The organism is Pantoea sp. JGM49 (assembly GCF_018257655.1).
GTDB classification, from domain to species: domain Bacteria; phylum Pseudomonadota; class Gammaproteobacteria; order Enterobacterales; family Enterobacteriaceae; genus Pantoea; species Pantoea communis.
In genome coordinates this window covers 116,584-135,917 of record NZ_JAERJM010000003.1, presented here as the reverse complement: position 1 = coordinate 135,917, position 19,334 = coordinate 116,584, and the positions used below count along the sequence as shown (strand labels likewise).

Annotated in this window: 15 protein-coding genes; 7 read left to right on the top strand and 8 right to left on the bottom strand. The window is 53.1% G+C overall.

The genetic code is table 11. From position 1 onward, the window contains the following. The first annotated feature begins 35 nt into the window (after nucleotides 1-35). Nucleotides 36-329 (top strand): (4S)-4-hydroxy-5-phosphonooxypentane-2,3-dione isomerase, encoded by a 294-nt coding sequence (gene lsrG, locus JK231_RS06645; RefSeq protein WP_097116586.1) that lies wholly within the window; start codon nucleotides 36-38, stop codon nucleotides 327-329. Nucleotides 330-650: 321 nt separating this feature from the next. Here lsrG and ubiG read toward each other — a convergent pair whose 3' ends face one another. Then, nucleotides 651-1,376, bottom strand: a complete 726-nt coding sequence (gene ubiG, locus JK231_RS06640; protein WP_211728245.1) for a bifunctional 2-polyprenyl-6-hydroxyphenol methylase/3-demethylubiquinol 3-O-methyltransferase UbiG — start codon at nucleotides 1,374-1,376, stop codon at nucleotides 651-653. Nucleotides 1,377-1,553: 177 nt separating this feature from the next. Here ubiG and gyrA point away from each other — a divergent pair, with 177 nt between their 5' ends. After that, the gene (gene gyrA / locus JK231_RS06635; protein ID WP_097116588.1) at nucleotides 1,554-4,193 is read left to right on the top strand and encodes a DNA topoisomerase (ATP-hydrolyzing) subunit A; all 2,640 of its coding nucleotides are present in this window, start codon (nucleotides 1,554-1,556) and stop codon (nucleotides 4,191-4,193) included. Nucleotides 4,194-4,359: 166 nt separating this feature from the next. Next, nucleotides 4,360-7,212: a two-component system sensor histidine kinase RcsC gene (gene rcsC / locus JK231_RS06630; RefSeq protein WP_097116589.1), complete on the top strand. Its 2,853-nt coding sequence runs from the start codon at nucleotides 4,360-4,362 to the stop codon at nucleotides 7,210-7,212. A 41-nt stretch (nucleotides 7,213-7,253) separates the two neighbouring features. Here the strand turns inward: rcsC and rcsB are convergent, their stop codons facing one another. Genes rcsB through JK231_RS06615 form a run of 3 tightly spaced genes read right to left on the bottom strand, consistent with a single transcriptional unit; the run spans nucleotide 7,254 to nucleotide 11,741 of the window. Beyond that, the gene (gene rcsB, locus JK231_RS06625; protein ID WP_034825012.1) at nucleotides 7,254-7,904 is read right to left on the bottom strand and encodes a response regulator transcription factor RcsB; all 651 of its coding nucleotides are present in this window, start codon (nucleotides 7,902-7,904) and stop codon (nucleotides 7,254-7,256) included. 1 nt (nucleotide 7,905) lies between these two features. After that, the gene (gene rcsD, locus JK231_RS06620) at nucleotides 7,906-10,563 is read right to left on the bottom strand and encodes a phosphotransferase RcsD (protein WP_097117240.1); all 2,658 of its coding nucleotides are present in this window, start codon (nucleotides 10,561-10,563) and stop codon (nucleotides 7,906-7,908) included. A 23-nt stretch (nucleotides 10,564-10,586) separates the two neighbouring features. Then, nucleotides 10,587-11,741, bottom strand: a complete 1,155-nt coding sequence (locus JK231_RS06615; RefSeq protein WP_097116590.1) for an MFS transporter — start codon at nucleotides 11,739-11,741, stop codon at nucleotides 10,587-10,589. A 910-nt stretch (nucleotides 11,742-12,651) separates the two neighbouring features. Between JK231_RS06615 and ompC the strand changes: the two genes are divergently transcribed. Then, entirely contained in the window at nucleotides 12,652-13,752 is a 1,101-nt protein-coding gene (gene ompC, locus JK231_RS06610; protein ID WP_160833466.1) for a porin OmpC, read from the top strand. A gap of 312 nt (nucleotides 13,753-14,064) precedes the next feature. On the opposite strand, the gene JK231_RS06605 is transcribed toward ompC, so the two are convergent. After that, the gene (locus JK231_RS06605) at nucleotides 14,065-14,217 is read right to left on the bottom strand and encodes a hypothetical protein (protein ID WP_176505708.1); all 153 of its coding nucleotides are present in this window, start codon (nucleotides 14,215-14,217) and stop codon (nucleotides 14,065-14,067) included. A 146-nt stretch (nucleotides 14,218-14,363) separates the two neighbouring features. Then, entirely contained in the window at nucleotides 14,364-14,477 is a 114-nt protein-coding gene (locus tag JK231_RS06600; protein WP_196250102.1) for a response regulator, read from the bottom strand. A 140-nt stretch (nucleotides 14,478-14,617) separates the two neighbouring features. Here JK231_RS06600 and apbE point away from each other — a divergent pair, with 140 nt between their 5' ends. From apbE to JK231_RS06585, 3 genes are all read left to right on the top strand, one after another. Next, a complete protein-coding gene (gene apbE, locus JK231_RS06595) occupies nucleotides 14,618-15,655 on the top strand; it encodes an FAD:protein FMN transferase ApbE (RefSeq protein ID WP_211728244.1) in 1,038 nt (345 codons plus the stop codon). 15 nt (nucleotides 15,656-15,670) lie between these two features. Further along, nucleotides 15,671-16,312, top strand: coding sequence for a DNA oxidative demethylase AlkB (gene alkB / locus JK231_RS06590; protein ID WP_211728243.1), 642 nt, complete (start codon nucleotides 15,671-15,673; stop codon nucleotides 16,310-16,312). Between the two features lie 85 nt (nucleotides 16,313-16,397). Further along, the gene (locus tag JK231_RS06585) at nucleotides 16,398-18,050 is read left to right on the top strand and encodes a multidrug ABC transporter permease/ATP-binding protein (protein ID WP_097116594.1); all 1,653 of its coding nucleotides are present in this window, start codon (nucleotides 16,398-16,400) and stop codon (nucleotides 18,048-18,050) included. Between the two features lie 155 nt (nucleotides 18,051-18,205). On the opposite strand, the gene JK231_RS06580 is transcribed toward JK231_RS06585, so the two are convergent. Continuing rightward, on the bottom strand, nucleotides 18,206-18,931 hold the full coding sequence (locus JK231_RS06580) for a 4'-phosphopantetheinyl transferase superfamily protein (protein ID WP_211728242.1): 726 nt from the start codon (nucleotides 18,929-18,931) through the stop codon (nucleotides 18,206-18,208). Nucleotides 18,932-19,011: 80 nt separating this feature from the next. Then, a complete protein-coding gene (locus JK231_RS06575) occupies nucleotides 19,012-19,215 on the bottom strand; it encodes a hypothetical protein (RefSeq protein ID WP_034824993.1) in 204 nt (67 codons plus the stop codon). Between the last annotated feature and the right edge of the window lie 119 nt (nucleotides 19,216-19,334).

Here is a 19,334-nt window from a genome sequence, read left to right as displayed (position 1 = left end):
GCCACTTTGCCAATCGCGATAAAAAGGACAAGCCGATGGAAGTCACGCTGGTCGAGATCAACGTCAAACCCGACTGTATCGACGAGTTTTTGCGGGTTTTTAAGCTCAATCATTTAGGTGCGCTGGAGGAACCCGGCAATCTGCGTTTTGATGTGTTGCAGGACAGCCATGTGCCGACGCGCTTCTTTATTTATGAAGCTTACACCGATGAGGCCGCCGTGCTGGCGCACAAGAAAACGGCACACTACCTGGCGTGCGTTGAGGCGTTGGAAGCGTTAATGAGCGAACCAAGAAAGAAAACCGCGTTTAAGGGGATATTTCCGCAGTGATGGCGGCATGGACATCTCCGCACAATCGGGTAGCAGCATGATTGAAAGTACCTAAAGCGGGTAGATAGGAAGAAAAACGCGCTGCTGCATCATGTTAATGGCAGCGGCTGCGAGGGCAACTTAATGAAGCTCAATCCACAACGCAGCGCGACTCAAAGCCATGATCAACGTTCAGGGCCAGTAAAGCCCCGCCCGAAGAGCAAAGCGTCCGCCGCAGGGATGCGGCGGCCGATCTGCATGGATGCGTGTTTCCTTTGCGATCGGGCGGGGCTTTACTGGCCGACGCACGGTTCCCACAGCAACCAGCAACCACGCTAACACTCAATCCTGACGATGCGTATGCACCATATAATTCACATCCACACCACGCCCCAGACGGAACTGATTGGTCAGCGGATTGTAGTGCAGGCCAATCATGCCTCTCTCACGCAATGGCGTCTCATCAACCCAATTCAGCAACTCCGCCGGACGGATAAACTTCTTCACGTCATGTGTACCGCGCGGCACCATGCGCATCACATATTCGGCACCAAACACCGCCAGCAACCACGCCTTGGGATTACGGTTAATGGTCGAGAAGAACACTTCGCCGCCCGGCTTTACCAACTGCGCACATGCCAGCACCACAGAACGCGGATCCGGTACGTGCTCCAGCATCTCCATGCAAGTCACCACGTCATAGGCCCCCGCATGGCTAATCGCATGGTCTTCCACGGTCTGCTGCACATAGTTCACGCTCACACCGCTCTCCAGCGCATGCAACCGTGCTACTTCCAGCGGCTCCGCACCCATATCCAGCCCGGTCACGTTGGCTCCTTCACGCGCCATGCTCTCCGCTAAAATACCGCCACCGCAGCCGACATCCAGCACCTTCTTACCAAACAAACCATTGCTGTGTTGGGCAATCCAGCCAAGACGCAGTGGATTAATGCGGTGTAACGGCTTAAACTCACCCTTTAAATCCCACCAGCGCGATGCGACCGCTTCAAACTTGGCAATCTCAGCGTGGTCGACGTTTTGGCGGCTTTCCTGCGGTTGTTCACTCATTGAATCACGACTCCTGACAAAATATTCCCTCAGTATAAACGCTTAACTCTTGCTAGCGCATCTCTCACCTGCAAGGAAAAGCGGCATTAAACCCTGCTTTACGTTCACCGAGGGCAACCACTGTGATATACTTTCGCACCATTAAAAACCGGCATTATGTAGAGGGATAGCGGCTCCATGAGCGACCTTGCGAGAGAAATTACACCGGTCAATATCGAAGAAGAGTTAAAAAACTCCTACCTCGATTACGCCATGTCGGTCATCGTTGGCCGAGCTTTACCCGATGTGCGTGATGGCTTGAAGCCGGTGCACCGCCGTGTGCTTTTTGCCATGAGCGAACTGGGTAACGACTGGAACAAAGCTTATAAGAAATCGGCCCGTGTGGTCGGTGACGTGATCGGTAAATATCACCCACACGGTGATTCCGCGGTATACGAAAGTATCGTTCGTATGGCCCAGCCGTTCTCCCTGCGCTACATGCTGGTAGATGGTCAGGGTAACTTCGGTTCCGTTGATGGCGACTCCGCCGCAGCGATGCGTTATACCGAAGTGCGTATGGCGAAGATCTCTTCTGAACTGCTGGCGGACCTCGAAAAAGAGACCGTCGATTTTGTGCCGAACTATGATGGCACCGAGCAGATTCCTGAAGTGCTGCCGACCAAAATTCCTAACCTGCTGGTGAACGGCTCGTCCGGTATCGCCGTAGGTATGGCGACCAACATTCCACCGCATAACCTGACGGAAGTGATCAACGGCTGCCTCGCCTTTATCGAAGACGAAGACATCACTGTTGAAGGCCTGATGGAACACATCACCGGTCCTGACTTCCCGACTGCGGCGTTCATCAACGGTCGTCGTGGTATCGAAGAAGCCTATCGCACCGGTCGCGGTAAGATTTATATCCGCGCACGCGGTGAGATTGAAACCGACGCAAAAACCGGCCGCGAAACCATCATCGTCAATGAAATCCCGTATCAGGTAAACAAAGCGCGCCTGATCGAGAAAATTGCCGAGCTGGTGAAAGAGAAGCGTGTGGAAGGCATTAGCGGCCTGCGTGATGAATCCGATAAAGACGGTATGCGTATCGTTATTGAGATCAAACGCGATGCGGTCGGTGAAGTGGTGCTCAACAACCTCTATTCCCTGACGCAACTGCAAGTCTCCTTCGGCATCAACATGGTGGCACTCCATCAGGGCCAGCCGAAGATCATGACGCTGAAAGGCATCATTGAAGCCTTCGTGCGCCACCGCCGTGAAGTGGTGACGCGCCGTACCATTTTCGAACTGCGCAAAGCGCGTGACCGTGCACACATCCTTGAAGGTCTGGCCATTGCGCTGGCCAACATCGATCCGATTATCGAACTGATTCGTCGCGCACCAACGCCAGCTGAAGCGAAAGCGGGCCTGTTGGCACAGCCATGGAATCTGGGCAACGTAGCCACCATGCTGGAGCGTGCGGGCGATGACGCAGCACGTCCAGAATGGCTGGAAGCGCAGTTCGGTATTCGTGACGGTCAGTACTACCTGACTGAACAGCAAGCTCAGGCAATTCTGGATCTGCGTCTGCAGAAACTGACCGGCCTTGAGCACGAAAAGCTGCTCGACGAATACAAAGAGCTGCTGGACCAGATCGCAGAACTGATCCACATCCTGCAGAGCGCCGAGCGTCTGATGGAAGTCATCCGCGAAGAGCTGGTGGCAATGCGTGACCAGTTTGGTGATGAACGTCGTACTGAAATTACCGCCAACAGCGCCGACATCAACATTGAAGATCTGATTAATCAGGAAGATGTGGTGGTCACGCTGTCGCATCAGGGTTATGTCAAATATCAGCCGCTGACTGACTATGAAGCGCAGCGTCGTGGTGGCAAAGGCAAATCCGCAGCACGTATTAAAGAAGAAGACTTTATTGATCGTCTGCTGGTAGCCAACACCCATGATACCATTCTGTGCTTCTCCAGCCGTGGCCGTCTCTACTGGATGAAAGTTTACCAGCTGCCAGAAGCGAGCCGTGGCGCACGTGGTCGCCCAATTGTTAATCTGCTGCCGCTGGAAGCCAACGAACGTATCACCGCTATTCTGCCGGTGCGTGAATACACCGAAGGCTTCAATATCTTTATGGCGACCGCTGACGGTACCGTGAAGAAAACTGCCCTGCAGGAATTCAGCCGTCCACGTAGCGCCGGTATTATCGCCATTAACCTGCGTGAAGATGATGAATTGATCGGTGTTGCACTGACCAACGGTAGCGATGAGGCCATGCTGTTCTCTGCTGCGGGTAAAGTGGTGCGCTTCTCTGAGACTGCGGTTCGCGCCATGGGCCGTTCGGCCTCTGGTGTTCGTGGTATCAAGCTGGCTGAAAGCGATAAAGTGGTTTCACTGATCGTGCCACGTGAAGAGGGTGCCATCCTCACTGTGACGCAAAATGGTTACGGTAAACGTACAGCGAATAGCGAATACCCAACCAAGTCGCGTGCAACCCAGGGTGTGATCTCGATTAAAGTCACCGAACGTAACGGACCGGTCATCGGTGCGGTGCAGGTGGTGGATGGCGATCAGATCATGATGATTACCGATGCCGGTACGCTGGTGCGTACACGCGTATCGGAAGTCAGTGTGGTCGGCCGTAACACCCAGGGCGTGATTCTGATTCGTACCGCGGAAGACGAAAACGTTGTGGGTCTGCAACGTGTTGCTGAGCCGGTGGAAGAAGAAGAACTCGACGCCATCGACGGCAGCGTCGCGGAAGGCGAAGACGATATCGCGCCGGAAGTGGACAACGACGACGATGCACCTGAAGCGGATGAAGAAGAGTAATCCGCAGCGGTGAACAACAGCGGCAGGTCAGGGCAACCGACCTGCCGTTTTTTTATCTGAGTTTTACTCCCAAAGTCGCGCACCAACTGGCTTTTTCGGGCCGATAAAGCTAGTGTATGAGGGTTTTTCAACTTCCTGACAACCCCTTACCGCCAGTGAGTCTCTTTTGAAATATCTCGTCTCCTTTCGCACTACGCTTCGCATCTCGCGCTATCTGTTCCGTGCGCTGGCGCTGCTGCTTTGGACGTTGGGTGCGTTGCTGACCACCTTCTTCATCATCAACGTACTGCACGAAAAAGAGAACGCGGTTCGCCAGGAATTTGACACCAATTATGGCCAGGCGGAATGGTATGTACGCCACTCGGCCGACGTCATGCGTGAACTGAAATACATCACCGAAAACCGCTTAAGTAACAGTAGCAACGGTTTGGACGTGCTGAATGGCCTGCCTGCTGGTAAAAGTACCTTGCCACAGTTCACGCCGCTGTTTTCTGATGGTGATTGCACTTCAATGAGTAACACCTGGCGTAACTCGCTCGATTCGCTGGGTTACTTCATCAACTACTGGAAAAGTAACTTCACCTCCGCTTACGAACTCAACCGTGTGTTCTTTATTGGGGGTGAAAATCAGTGTCTGGCCGATTTCGCCATTGGTAACAACAATTCAGTCGATCGTGAACGCAGCCTGAAAGCCCTGCGCGAGCGGGTGCTGCACTATCGCAGCGGCAATGAAGAAGAGCGGCGTAATCCGATGTACTGGATTACGCCGAGCAGCCAGCCTGGTGTCGGTAATTTCTACATGGTGATGCCGGTGTATGTGGCCAACAAGCTACAGGCGTTGCTGGGCGTGGAACAAAATATCCGTCTTGATGAGTTTATTCAGCCGGGCGGTTTGCCGCTGGTTGCCACCATTACTGATGAGAACTACCGTCCGTTGCTGAGTTCGCGTCGCGGTGGCCCCGGCTACTCTTTTGACGATCTGCCGGATGACAGCACCTGGTTTGGTTATCTTGATAGCTATCGCCAGTTAGTCCTGAAGAAACCGCTGCCGCCGTCCAATCTTAACGTGGTGTGGTCACTCTCTACTGACGTGCTGGTGGATCAGCTCAAGCTGATGCTGATTAACGCGCTGTTGCTGAATATCTTCAGCGCATTGATCCTGTTCACGCTGGCATGGATATTCGAACGCCGTATGTTCCTGCCAGCGGAAGATAACGCACATCGGCTGGAAGAGCACGAGCAGTTCAACCGCAAAATTGTCGCTTCGGCGCCGGTCGGCATCTGTATTTTGCGCACCAGCGACGGCACCAATATTCTGAGTAACGAACTGGCTCACAACTATCTGACGCTGCTGACGCAGGAAGATCGTCAGCGCCTCAATGAGATCATCGGGGGCCAGCAGGTCAACTTTGTCGATGTGCTCACCGGTACCAATACCAACCTGCAAATCAGCTTTGTGCATTCACGCTATCGCAATGAAAACGTCGCAATTTGCGTGCTGGTGGACGTTTCAGCGCGTGTGCGCATGGAGCAGTCGTTGCAGGAGATGGCGCATGCGGCAGAGCAGGCCAGCCAGTCCAAATCCATGTTCCTTGCCACCGTCAGTCACGAACTGCGCACCCCGCTGTACGGCATCATCGGTAACCTCGACCTGCTGCAAACCAAGTCGTTGCCAAAAGGTGTGGAATCGCTGGTTACGGCGATGAACAACTCATCGAGCCTGCTGCTTAAAATCATCAGTGATATTCTCGACTTCTCGAAAATTGAGTCGGAGCAGCTGAAGATTGAGCCGCGCCCGTTCTCGCCGCGTGAGGTGGTCAATCACATCGCCAGCAACTATCTGTCGCTGGTGGTGCGTAAACGTCTAACGTTATATGTGATGATCGAAAATGATGTGCCGCTGACGATGGATGGCGATCCAATGCGTCTGCAGCAGGTCATTTCTAACCTGCTGAATAACGCGATCAAGTTCACCCATACCGGCTGTATTATTCTGCATGCTTATGTCAAAGATGGGTATTTAGCCTTCCGCGTGCGCGATACCGGCGTCGGTATTCCAGCGAAAGAAGTGACGCGTCTGTTCGATCCCTTCTTCCAGGTGGGCTCTGGCGTGCAGCGCAACTTCCAGGGCACCGGGCTGGGTCTGGCAATCTGTGAAAAGCTGATCAACATGATGGACGGTGATATTGAGGTCGACTCTGAGCCGGGCATGGGTAGCCAGTTTATCATCCGTATCCCCATTTACGCTGGACAACAGCCTGCGCCGCCGCTTCTGGATGGTTTGCAGGAAAAAGCCATCTGGCTGGATATGAGAAATGATTATCTCGCGGTCTTCCTGCTGCGTCTGTTGCAGCAACAGGGTATTGCGATCGCGCATTATCAGGGTAATGCCGGTAGCGACGATGTGATTATTAGCGACCATCAGGATACGGTGTCACAGGCCGTGCGCGCGCAGATTCACATCTGCGGTCAGCACATCGACATGCCGCAGGAAACCGCGCCGGGTCAGTGGGTGCAGAGCAGTGCGATGCTGCACGATCTGCCTTCATTACTTGGCCGCATCTATCGCCTCAATATTGATAGCGAAACCAGCACGCCGTTGCAGTTGGCCGCACCGCAAGAGGCCAACCGTTACGATGACATTATGGTACTGATTGTTGATGATCACCCGATTAACCGTATGTTGCTCTCCGAGCAACTCGGCACACTGGGCTATCAAACCAAAACTGCACAGGATGGGGTCGATGCGCTGAATGTGCTAAGCCGTAATCACATTGATATTGTGCTGAGTGACGTCAATATGCCGAATATGGATGGTTATCGCCTGACGCAGCGCCTGCGTCAGTTGGGCCATGCCTTCCCGGTGATTGGGGTGACGGCCAATGCGTTGGCAGAAGAGAAGCAGCGCTGTATGGATGCCGGGATGGATAATTGCCTATCCAAGCCTGTTACGCTTGATGTGTTGAAATCGACGTTGGCAATCTATGCCGAGCGGGTAAGAAAAAGCAGGAAAGGGTAGTACAGAAGAACAGGCGCACCGAAGTGCGCCTTTTTTACATCTTAATCTCTTTCAACCTGAGTCGCGCTCACGGAAGAGAGGTAATTCAGCAGGGCGATATCATTTTCCACCCCGAGCTTCATCATCGCCGATTTCTTCTGGCTGCTGATGGTTTTGATACTGCGGTTCAGTTTTTTAGCGATTTCCGTTACCAGGAAACCTTCGGCAAACAGGCGCAGAACTTCACTCTCTTTCGGCGACAGACGTTTGTCTCCGTAACCGCCAGCACTGATTTTCTCCAGCAGTTTCGCCACGCTTTCAGGCGTATATTTTTTGCCTTTCTGCAGGGCTGCCAGCGCTTTTGGCAGATCGGTCGGTGCACCTTGCTTCAGTACAATCCCTTCGATATCCAGATCCAATACGGCGCTCAGGATCGCTGGGTTATTGTTCATGGTCAAAACGATAATTGAGAGATCCGGATAGTGACGTTTGATGTACTTAATCAGTGTGATGCCATCACCGTATTTCTCGCCTGGCATAGAGAGATCGGTAATCAGAACGTTAGCATCCAGTTTGGACAAGCTGTTAATCAGTGCTGTTGAGTCTTCAAACTCACCTACAACGTTGACCCATTCGATCTGTTCCAGAGACTTACGGATACCGAACAGAACAATCGGATGGTCATCGGCAATAATTACATTCAGGTTATTCATCTTATGGGTTACCTTGCTGCAGCAGTTGGTTGACGTATGCGTCAATTTCACTGGTGGTATTTATAATGGTTAAATCTTCACATAGTTTTATGTGATTTTCTAACTCTTCACAAAGCTGTTTACCTGGAACCAGATTTAGCATGGCGAACACGCCTTTCAGGCGATGTGCAGTCTGAGCAAGCGAGGGATAATCCTTCTCCGCTGCCTCAGTATACAGTCTCTTCACATCAGGCGGTACTGTCTCGGTAAACAGCTGGAAATAGCCTCCGCTCAACAGCGGCGTGGCAGCCTCATCTTCACTACTTTCCTCCATCAAATCATGAGCCATTTGCTTTTCAATCAGTGCCAGCAGTGCGTCAAGCAGCGCATTGCTGAGATTGAAATTGACCCGGTATTGCTGATCGTTCAATGCGTGGTGACCCATTTCGTCACCGGCTAATAGCAGAGCCCAGCCATTGAGGCGGGCGGGATCGTCAGTGATCAGCACATCATGATCCTGACCGGATAAACGTTCGTCAGAGGTCAGGCAATTCGCTCCCCAGTTTTCTAACTGGCGGCAAACAATTTTGTGCACATCCTCGACGGCGATATCGACCAGTGCGGTTACACCTTCCAGCAGCTTCTCTTCCTGCTCGCCTTGTAGTTCCAGCGCGAGGGGCAGTTGAATATTATAGCGTGTGCCGATATCGGGTTTGGCGATGATCTCCAGCTGGCCACCCATTTGCTTGCACAGCTGCTTGCAGAGGAAAAATGCCATGCCAGAGGCCTGACCGTAACGATCCTGGGTGGTTTCGCCCAGATACGGGAAATCAACATTGGCCAGCTCATCGACACTCAGGCCTGAGCCGGTATCCACCAGTTGCAGCAGCACTGAGTTAGGTTTGTTCTCGCTGGCCTTAATCTCCAGCGTAATTTTGCCCCACTGCGTGGTGGTGAGCGCATAGTGCATCAGGGTGGTCAGGACTTTGCGCAGTGCACGGCGATCGCCAAAGCGCATCTCGTCGTTGGCCAGATGGTTGTTGACCACCAGCGCCAACCCTTTACGGCGCATCAGCGGTAGGCTCTCCAGCGCGATGTCATCCAGCAACTCCTGCAAATTGAACACGCTAGCATCCGGCGACCAGTCGTGTGCTTCCAGGCGGTTCAGCAATACAATGTCATCGACCAAACGAGACAGGCCCTGACTTTCATCAAGCAAATCCAGCACGCTTTCGTCTTCATCACGCTGGCTGAGTTGCACCAGTTGCGCCACCATACTCTCCAGCGGACGGTTGAGGGCGTGACCGAGATTTTGCATCAGCTGCTGACGCATCTGATGATTACGATCCAACACCTGCTGTGCCTTCTGCAGTTTTTTATTCACCAGCAATTCACGGTCCTGATCGCGCATCATAAACAGCTGAGTATGCGGTGACAGCACGCTACGGGCGTGGCGGATCTCGTACACCTCGTTGTTGATGGTGGCCTGCAGCACGCCCTGATGCTGATCGGACATATTGATGATTTTCTGCAGGTTCAGATGGGGTAACAGATGCTCAGCAATCTTGTTGCTCAACAGCGTGCGATTGGTAGCGAAGTCATACACCAGCAAACCCACCGGCAGGCTCGCAACAATCTCTTCATTCAGCATGCGCAGCGAATCTAACTCGGCGCTTTGGTTCTCGTTCGGGCGCAATGACTGCTGACGCAATAAAGTAATGCCGGCAATCGAGAGCAGTAACAGCACCAGATTGATCAACAGCGGCCACATCAGATTATGCAGGGTATCCAAAGCGAGGCTGGTGAGCGGCACGCGATATACTAACTGTAACGAAGTGCTGGGCAGTGACGCCGCAATGACGAGATTAGGATTCGCCAGTGAAACAGATGTCGTTTCGCTAGTGGCATCGTCGCTGCTGGTGCTGGAAGATTGCGTGGCATCCTGAATCAACTGGAAATTTTCCAGCGGCATGCTGTGCGGGATCAAATCGTTGATCGGCAGATCAAAAGCGACCACCGTGGCGAGGTGACCAGGCTGGTTGAAGGTGGTGCGCAGGGTAAAGTAGTGATCGTTCTGCCAGGCGAAATGGCGCAGCGGTGAGAAGCTTTCACGTTCGTCCAGCGCATTGGCCTGTTGCAGCATCTCGGCACGGCGGCTGTCGACCAGCGTATTGATGGCGCTCTCTTTATAACGCGTTGCCATATCTTTTAATGGCAGCGTCGAGATCATGATCAGGCTGTTGTCCTGGCCATTGAGGAAATACATCGACCAGGTGGGATTCTCTGCGCCCCACAGCGTATCGAGGTAGTTGGACATGCGCATCGTCATATCCAGCGTGCTGCTGTCGTGGGAGCCAAAGATCAGCGCCTCCGTTTTACGGCGCGTCTTTTCCAGGTAGTAAACATCCGGGCGCAGGCGGGTTTCCAGAAGATTGGTGTTGGGTGCAGATCCGGCCGCACTGGTGGCGAGATTTTCATAAATCTGCCAGGTCGCGAAACGCGAAGCGTCGATGCGTTTTTGTACGGCACGCGCTAAATCGGTCATCGCGTAACGCTTCTCAGTAAGCCAGGCGTTAACACTGTTGTGCACCATAGCTCCCAGGGCCAGAAACAGCACCAGGTTGAACACCACGAAGAAACGGGTGACGTTACCCGAGGTCAGCGGAAATTTATAAGGCAGCATAGTGTCTCAGGATCCTGCGATTAGCGCGCCACCAGGCGAGCACTGGCGGCAACGGCCAGCAGCAGCAGGGCGATCAATAAAAATGCGCCACTCAAACTGAGCCACTGGGAAATAAATCCGATTAGAGCCGGACCTGAAAGAATACCTGCATAGCCTAATGTTGTCATGGCAGAAATCGCCAGATTCGACGGCATATCGTGTTGATTCCCGGCCGCATTAAACAGCATTGGCACGGTGTTGGCTAAGCCGAATCCCACCAGCAGGAAAGCCAGCAGTGCAACCTGTGGCCACGGCAGTAACACCGCCAGCGTCATACCCGCTGCAGCGGCTAACGCACCCGTGACCATGACGGGATAGCGACCAAAACGTTGAATGACTTTATCGCCGGTGAGACGGCCAATTGTCATCGCCACGGAGAAGATGGCATAGCCCAATCCCGCATGTGCTACGTCCATCTCTGTGTTTTGCAGTAACAGCAGTGCGCTCCAGTCAAGCACCGCGCCTTCTGCCAAAAACAGAATGAAGCACAGTAACCCCAGGAAAGCGACCCAACCGCGTGGGATCACCAGCCAGGGTTGATCGGGCTGATGCAACCGTTCAGTCATTAACGTTGGCAGGCTGATCACCAGCAGCACCACGATTAACACCATTACCACCGCGACAGCATGCAGGGGCGAGAGACCACTGGCCAGCAATAAACTGACGCTACCGGCACCAATAATCCCGCCCAGGCTGAAGAAACCATGGAAACCCGACATCATCGGCTTGCGTGCTGCTTTCTCCACTTCAACGGCCTGCACATTCATGGCGACATCCAGCATGCCTAACCCGGCACCGAAGATCATCAGTGCCGCAGCCATCAACCACATCACATTTAGCAGAGTGAGCAGTGGCAGGATCGTCAGCACCACTAACGTGGAACATAACATCACCCGACGGCCGCCCACGCGGGCAATCAGCGCACCGGTAATCGGCATCGCTGCGAGCGATCCCACACCAAGGCACAGCAGCAGCCCACCTAACGATGCGCCGCTCAGTGCCAGACGCTGGCTGGCAAAGGGAACCAGTGGCGCCCATGCCGACATGCAAAGTCCGGCGATCAGAAAGACGATGCGTGTACCCATGTTGACACGCTGATGCAAATGATTGTGCTGTGCGGCGTCCAGTGCTGTCATAAAAGTCTTTTTCAATAGCCGTCAAAGCGACGAAGTTTAGCATTAAAGCTGACGTCTCACCGCAGTTCAGAACCGATGAGTTCAGAAAAGATGAGCGCCAGAAACAGGCATATTACCGAGTTTTGGCGTGGCGTGACGCTTTTCCAGAACTTTCCTGGCACTTTCACGGCCTTCCTGCCGCGATCAATCGGTCGCGAATTGAAATTTCATGATGGAAAAGGACGAATATAAAATCATCATCGGTAATAAATCAGCGCTGCACTTTGCCTTAACCAATTGAATAAGAGGAGACTCATGTAGGCTAATAGGAGAGAGTCTGAGCCAGAGCATATTCCAGTATTCTTCATTACGCACAGAAATTAACATTGCAGAATGATGGCTATCGATTGAACAAAAAGTGCGAAAAATAGCTAATAATGCGCCCGAGAGATTGTGTTAATTTAACTCAATCAACTAACTTTACTTAAAATTACGCGGGGATGAGTGATTTTGGCAAAAAAAATGCCGGACAAACATGTCCGGCGGGAATTAGGGTAAAACAACTCATTCGGGGTGAATGAAGGGAATAATGAAATAAATGATGATAGCGGGAGTAATTGTATGCGCTGAAGTGACTTTAGTTTTATCATTCAGTGCGGCAGGGTGTGTCAATTTAAGTTGTTGTTATTAAATGTATAAATAATCGATTACCAATATGTGCTGTATTCTTTGTTGATCCGTGCTGATTATTAGTTCCACGATATTTACATTTGGAAATAACTATTAAATACAATGAAACACTTTTGGAAATTTAGTATCATTTTCGTGATAGATTATTGCCCCGTATAAAATAACAATGGCTTGCCGGCTGAATTTTTAATCGTTCAGTTTGCAGTGGCATAAATAAAGGCACATTAAAGAGGGTAATAAAATGAAACGTCGCGTTCTCTCCCTGATGATCCCTGCATTGCTGGTTGCAGGTTCAGCAAGCGCAGCTGAAATTTACAACAAAGATGGCAACAAATTAGACCTCTACGGTAAAGTCGATGGTCTGCACTATTTCTCCGACAACTCAGGTTCAGACGGTGATCAGTCTTACCTGCGTTTCGGTTTCAAAGGTGAAACTCAGGTCACAGACCAACTGACCGGTTACGGCCAGTGGGAATACCAGGCTGCCCTTAACACCTCTGAAAACGAAGGCACCGCCAACAGCTTTACGCGTGTCGGTTTTGCGGGGCTGAAATTCGGTGATGCCGGTTCATTCGACTACGGTCGTAACTATGGCGTGATCTATGATGTTTCGGGCTGGACTGACGTATTGCCAGAGTTCGGTGGCGATACCTACGGCGCGGACAACTACATGTTCCAGCGCGGTAACGGCATGGCGACCTACCGCAACACCAACTTCTTTGGCCTGGTGGATGGCTGGAACTTTGCAGTCCAGTATCAGGGCAAAAATGACAACCCAACTGAATCCTCTAGCGGCCGTGATGTGCTGGGTGAGAACGGTGATGGTTACGGCCTGAGCACCACTTATGACATCGGATCCGGTTTCGGTATCGGTGCAGCGATGTTCCAGTCTGACCGTACTAATAACCAGAACACCGGCGCTATCCTGGGTCGTGGTGATAAAGCTTCTGCTTACACCGGTGGCCTGAAATATGACGCCAACAACGTGTATCTGGCCGCGATGTACACCCGTTCGTACAACGCAACGCGTTTCGGTTCCAGCAGCGCAACTTCTTACGGTTACGCGGATACTGCGGATAACTGGGAATTGGTGGCACAGTACCAGTTCGACTTCGGTCTGCGCCCATCCCTTGCGTTCGTTTCTTCTCGCGGCAACGTGCAGAACTACGGCGATCAGAACCTGAAAAAATATGTTGATGTGGGTGCGACTTACTACTTCAACAAAAATATGTCGACCTATGTTGATTACCAGATCAACATGCTGGACGACAACAACTTCACCAATGCGGCCGGTATCAACACCGACGACATTGTGGCACTGGGCCTGGTTTACCAGTTCTAAGTTGCAGCTTGGTAGGGCGCGCCATGGTGCGCCCTCGGCGGGCTTCGGGTCGCCGCTACTGCATCTGTTGCATTAACGCACTTAGTCATACCTCCACGATCTCCTTTGCCTGTTTCCTCCTCTGTATTCGCACAATGGCACCGTCGACCAGCAACATCATCTGTGCAGCCTCAAACTGCCTTTATGCTGGCAACTTCTCAGGGATTTTCTTTTTTAACGGCTGACCGATAGCGGCAGAAGAGTCTCTGTTTCACTGTAAGGCAGGAAGACGCCCGGATGACTATCCGGGCCTGGGCGAGCGGAGAAATGAGATTACGATACAGTGCGCCATTTTTTGGCTTTTGGCGCGGGCACTACCGACGTATGGGGCGTGGGTGTGCTGCCTTCCATTGCGACGCCTGCCAGCGTAAACGCGGAGAAGCGCAACCAGTGTTGCCAGGTTTGTTGGGTTTTTGTCTTATTCATTTTGCACCTCGCTGATGTTCAACTCAGTCTCAACGGTGCAGAATTCATGCCAGGTCACCGCTCTCAGCGCCACGCGGCCTCAATCTGATTTGCTACACTCCGGCAGCGCTGAAGCGGTGCATATCATTAATCCATGGTGCAAAAATTTAACGTTTGCGCGAGGGGTAATGCTGAATCAGGCGATGGCGATAGTGTTGCCAGCAGCGGAAAGTCCCGAAGATGAACAGAACGGCGGATACAGCGAGAATCATAAAAATCATCTGTCGCTCCTGTGCGGTTGGGGGGCTTGAACGCTCAATCCTGTGCAAGTCAGGTATGAACATCAAGCAGCTTTAGCCTGTTTTACAAGCGGTTTATGCTTTGAAACAGGATGAATTAATGAGTTACAGATGAGGAAGTGATGAGTATTAAGAATATTCTGCTAATTGGTGTTATGACCAGCGCGTTGTTCGGCTGCGACCAGCAGGCCTCCCGTAGCGCACTGGTGCTGGAAGGGAAAACCATGGGCACCCAGTGGCGCGTCAGCCTGGCGGGCGTCGAGCCCCAACGGCAGGCCGCTTTGCAGCAGGCTATTCAGCAGCAGCTTGATCGTGATGATCATGAACTCTCCACCTGGAAGCAGGATTCAGTTTTGTCGCGCTTCAACCAGTATCAGGGTGATCAGCCGCAGCCGGTGAGCGCGGATATGGCGGATATCGTGGTTGAAGCCCTGCGCATCGGTCATAAAACCGAGGGTGCGATGGATATCACCGTCGGCCCGCTGGTCAATTTGTGGGGGTTCGGGCCCACGAAACAGCCTGCGCACACCCCGAGCCAGGCGCAGATTGACGCAGCGAAAGTGCAAACCGGCTTACAACATTTGCATGTGATCCAGAGCGTGGAGGGGCAGTGGTTGCAGAAAGATCTGCCCGCGCTGGATGTCGATCTTTCGACCATGGGGGAGGGATATGCCACCGATCATCTGGCACGATTGATGGAGCAGCAGGGCATTACCGACTATCTGGTGTCGGTGGGGGGCGCAGTACTAACCCGTGGGCAGAATGCCAGCAATCAACCCTGGCGTGTGGCGATCCAGAAACCCACCGATCGTGAAAACGCCGTCGAAGCGCGCGTTGACTTACAGGGGCACGGAATCAGCACCTCAGGCAGCTATCGCAACTATTATGAACTGGACGGCAAACGCATTTCGCACGTGATCGATCCCGCGACCGGACGCCCCATCGAACATAAACTGGTGTCGGCCACCGTGATTGCGACTACCGCGCTGGAAGCCGATGGCTGGGATACCGGGTTGATGGTGCTGGGCAGCGAACGGGCACAAGCGTTGGCAATCAAGGAACATTTGGCGGTTTATCTGATCAGCAAGCAGGGTGACGGCTTTACGCACTGGATGTCACCCCAGTTCAAATCCTTCCTGATCGATCAGGAAAGCAAATAACGGCAGGAGGCGCAGATGTTGGATCTGTTTAGTGAAGAAGCACCCTGGCAGGAACCGTTAGCGGAAGGCGCGGTGATTTTACGGCGCCGCGCGCGCGATAAAGCGGACGCATTGCTGGCGGCGATACAGGAGATTGCCGGGCAAAATCCCTTTGCTCACCGCATCACGCCGGGCGGGCATCGCATGTCGGTGGCGATGACCAACTGTGGCGATTTAGGCTGGTCGACGGACTCGCGCGGCTACCAATACACGGAGCAGGATAATGCCAGTGGGCACAAATGGCCGCCGATGCCTGCGCTGTTTCGCACGCTGGCGCAACAAACTGCGCAGGAAGCGGGATTCCCCGGCTTTAACCCGGATGCCTGCTTAATCAACCGCTACGAACCCGGTGCCAAACTCACGCTGCATCAGGATAAAGACGAGAAGGATCTGCGTCAGCCGATTGTTTCGGTGTCATTAGGCCTGCCAGCGGTGTTCCAGTTTGGTGGTTTTGAGCGCGGTGATGCCACGCAGCGGGTGCTGCTGGAGCACGGTGATATCGTGGTGTGGGGCGGCCCCTCACGCCTGCGTTATCACGGCATTCTGCCGCTCAAACCCGGTATTCACCCGGCAGCGGGCGCCTTTCGCTTTAATCTCACTTTCCGCCGCGCCCACTAACGGCGCGGTGAATGAGAATTAATCTTGCTATCATCCGGAGCGCCATTAAACTGCAGGCTGCTTGGTTGACCTCCGGAATCTGTTAATGGCATTGCTGCATGTGGTTTATCGCCAGTATCGCTGGCCTTTTATTGGCGTCATTCTGCTTACGCTGTTAAGCGCCGCGCTCGGCATCGGCTTAATCGCCTATATCAATAACGAGCTGATCGTCGCGGTAAATACCTCGATTTCTGTGCTGCCGAGTTTTCTGGGGCAGCTGTTTCTGCTGATGGCCGTGACGCTGGGATCGCAACTGGCGTTGACTCAGCTTGGTCATCACTTTGTCTGGCGCCTGCGCGGCGAATTCATCAAACGTATCCTCGATACTCGCGTCGAACGCATTGAGCAGATAGGTAACGCGCAACTGCTGGCGGGACTCACCAGTGATGTGCGTGCCATCACCATCGCCTTTGTCCGCCTGCCGGAACTGATTCAGGGCATCATTATTACCCTGGGTTCCGCGCTCTATCTGGCGTGGCTGTCACCTAAAATGCTGCTGATCACCTCGCTGTGGTTAGTGATCACGCTGGTCGGCGGCTGGCTGCTGGTGTCACGCGTTTATCAACACATGGCGAAGCTGCGTGAAATCGAAGACGATCTCTATCGTGATTTCCAGACCATTATTGAAGGACGCAAAGAGCTACAGCTTAACCGCGAGCGCGCTCAACTGATTTACGACAACGTCTATCAGGAAAACGCCACAAGCTATCGTCATCATATCGTTCGTGCCGATACCTTCCATCTCAGCGCGGTTAACTGGTCAAATATCATGATGCTGGGCGCGATTGGCATTGTGTTCTTTATGGCTAACGGTCTGGGTTGGGCGAACACGGCGGTGGCCGCCACCTATTCACTGACGCTGCTGTTCCTGCGCACGCCGTTACTGGCGGCGGTGGGTGCCTTGCCGACCTTGCTCAGTGCGCAGGTCGCCTTCCGTAAAATCAACACCTTCGATCTCGCGCCTTACGATGCACAGTTCAAAGTGCTGCCACAGGTGAGTAACTGGCAAACATTGGAACTGCGCGATGTCTGCTTCCATTATGGCGATCACGGTTTCCAGGTTGGCCCGATTAATCTGACGCTGCGTCGCGGTGAGTTAGTGTTCCTGATTGGGGGCAACGGCAGTGGCAAGTCAACGCTGGCGATGTTGCTGACCGGGCTTTATCAGCCTCAATCGGGCAGTTTGCTGCTGGATGGCAAAGTGGTTGACTGGCATAACCTCGATGCTTACCGCAAACACTTCTCAGCGGTGTTTACCGATGTGCATTTGTTTGATCGCCTGATCGGTCACGGCGGTCAGCCAGCGAATCCTGGGCTGGTGCAGCAGTGGCTGGAACGCCTGAAGATGCAGGATAAACTGAAGCTGCAAGGCAATAAGGTGCTGAATCTGCAGCTCTCTAAAGGGCAAAGCAAGCGACTGGCGTTGCTGCTGGCAGCGGCAGAGGAACGCGACATCTTGCTGCTGGATGAGTGGGCTGCCGATCAGGACCCGCATTTCCGCCGCATCTTCTACCGCGAACTGCTGCCCTGGCTGCAGGCGTCGGGCAAAACCGTGTTTGCTATTAGCCATGATGATCACTACTTCATTCACGCCGACCGCTTGCTGGAGATGCGCGAAGGCCAGCTGAGTGAACTCACCGGTAACGAACGTGAGATGGCTACGCTGGATGCGGTGAAGCGCACCGACACCGGCCATTAACATCTGCCGGGAAAGCTTAGCAAAAAGCCTTATTGGGCAAGGTGTTGCCAGGCGAGTAAGGTGAGTTTCAACAGAGATTCCTCGTCTCTGTCTCCCTGGAACACTTCTGTCGTCTTGTGTTGTCACCGGCTTAGATTGATTCTGAGCCGGTTTTTTTATGGGTTATTCAGGGGATGAGCGATCAGCGTGATAACGCGGTCGCCGCGTCGCCAGAAGTGCGCCTGCAGGCGAGTACCGGCGTTAAACTCGCGTGAAAAGTCCTGCGTCAACGTGAGCGTGGCGCGGCCTTGCGTCAAATCCCACTCCAGCAACTCCGCGTGCAGAAAATCCATCGGCTGATGCAACTGTGGCCACAACGCTTTATAGACACTCTCTTTCAGTGAAAACAGCAAAGTAGCCGCCGCTGCAAACGGCAGTGCAGCGGCGGTTAACCGTTGACGCTCTGCACGGCTCATCAGCATCTCCGCCGTTTCCTCTGCGGTCTGTTCTGCCATCAATTGCTCGACATCAACGCCTATACATAGGGGCGCCTGCGTTGCCGCGATGACGGCCATTTGCTGCGAATGCGAAAGTGAGGCCTGAATCCCCACCGGCCATACAGGCGAGCGATCGGGCGCATTATGCAGGATAAAGTCAGGCATCGCGAAGCGCGCCAGCATCTGCTGCGCCAGCCAGCGACTGGCTAAATGCTCAGCTTTACGCTTGGTGACGGCATTGTGTAACGCCAGTGGTAGCGGGAGCTGCCAGTGTTGATGCAGATCGCTGTGCCATGCCTGCTGATTAAATTCACACCACGCAATAGGGAGCGGAGAGCTTGTCATAGCCGCAGCGGTAATAAACGGAGAGGGGGTCAGTGCCAGGGGAATTTCAGAAGCAAACATTAAGCATCACGGCTGACGGTTAAAACGCTATTTTTACCCGTCAGCCGTGAAAAGAGCAAGCCAAAACGGCTCACCCACGTTTAGTGATTAGGCGGAATTGACATGCCTTTGATCTGTACCACAAAGTGCTCGTTGCCTTTGGTTATACGCGCACCGCGGTCACACCACCGCGAAGCCAGGCGGAAAAAATCGTCGCTGCCGATATCGTAAGCCAGTTCAACTTTACTGATACCTGAATGCAGGAGTTCTTCCGCGTCCTGCAGGTTTTTAGCTTTGATGACCATAATAAGTGTCCATCGAAAAACAGGAAGGATAAGAGTAATTAAACTGTATGACAGTTTTGTTTCAATCAGATGAAATGCTGTCATATTTGACGAAAAATGTGATCCCGCTCCGCTTTGAT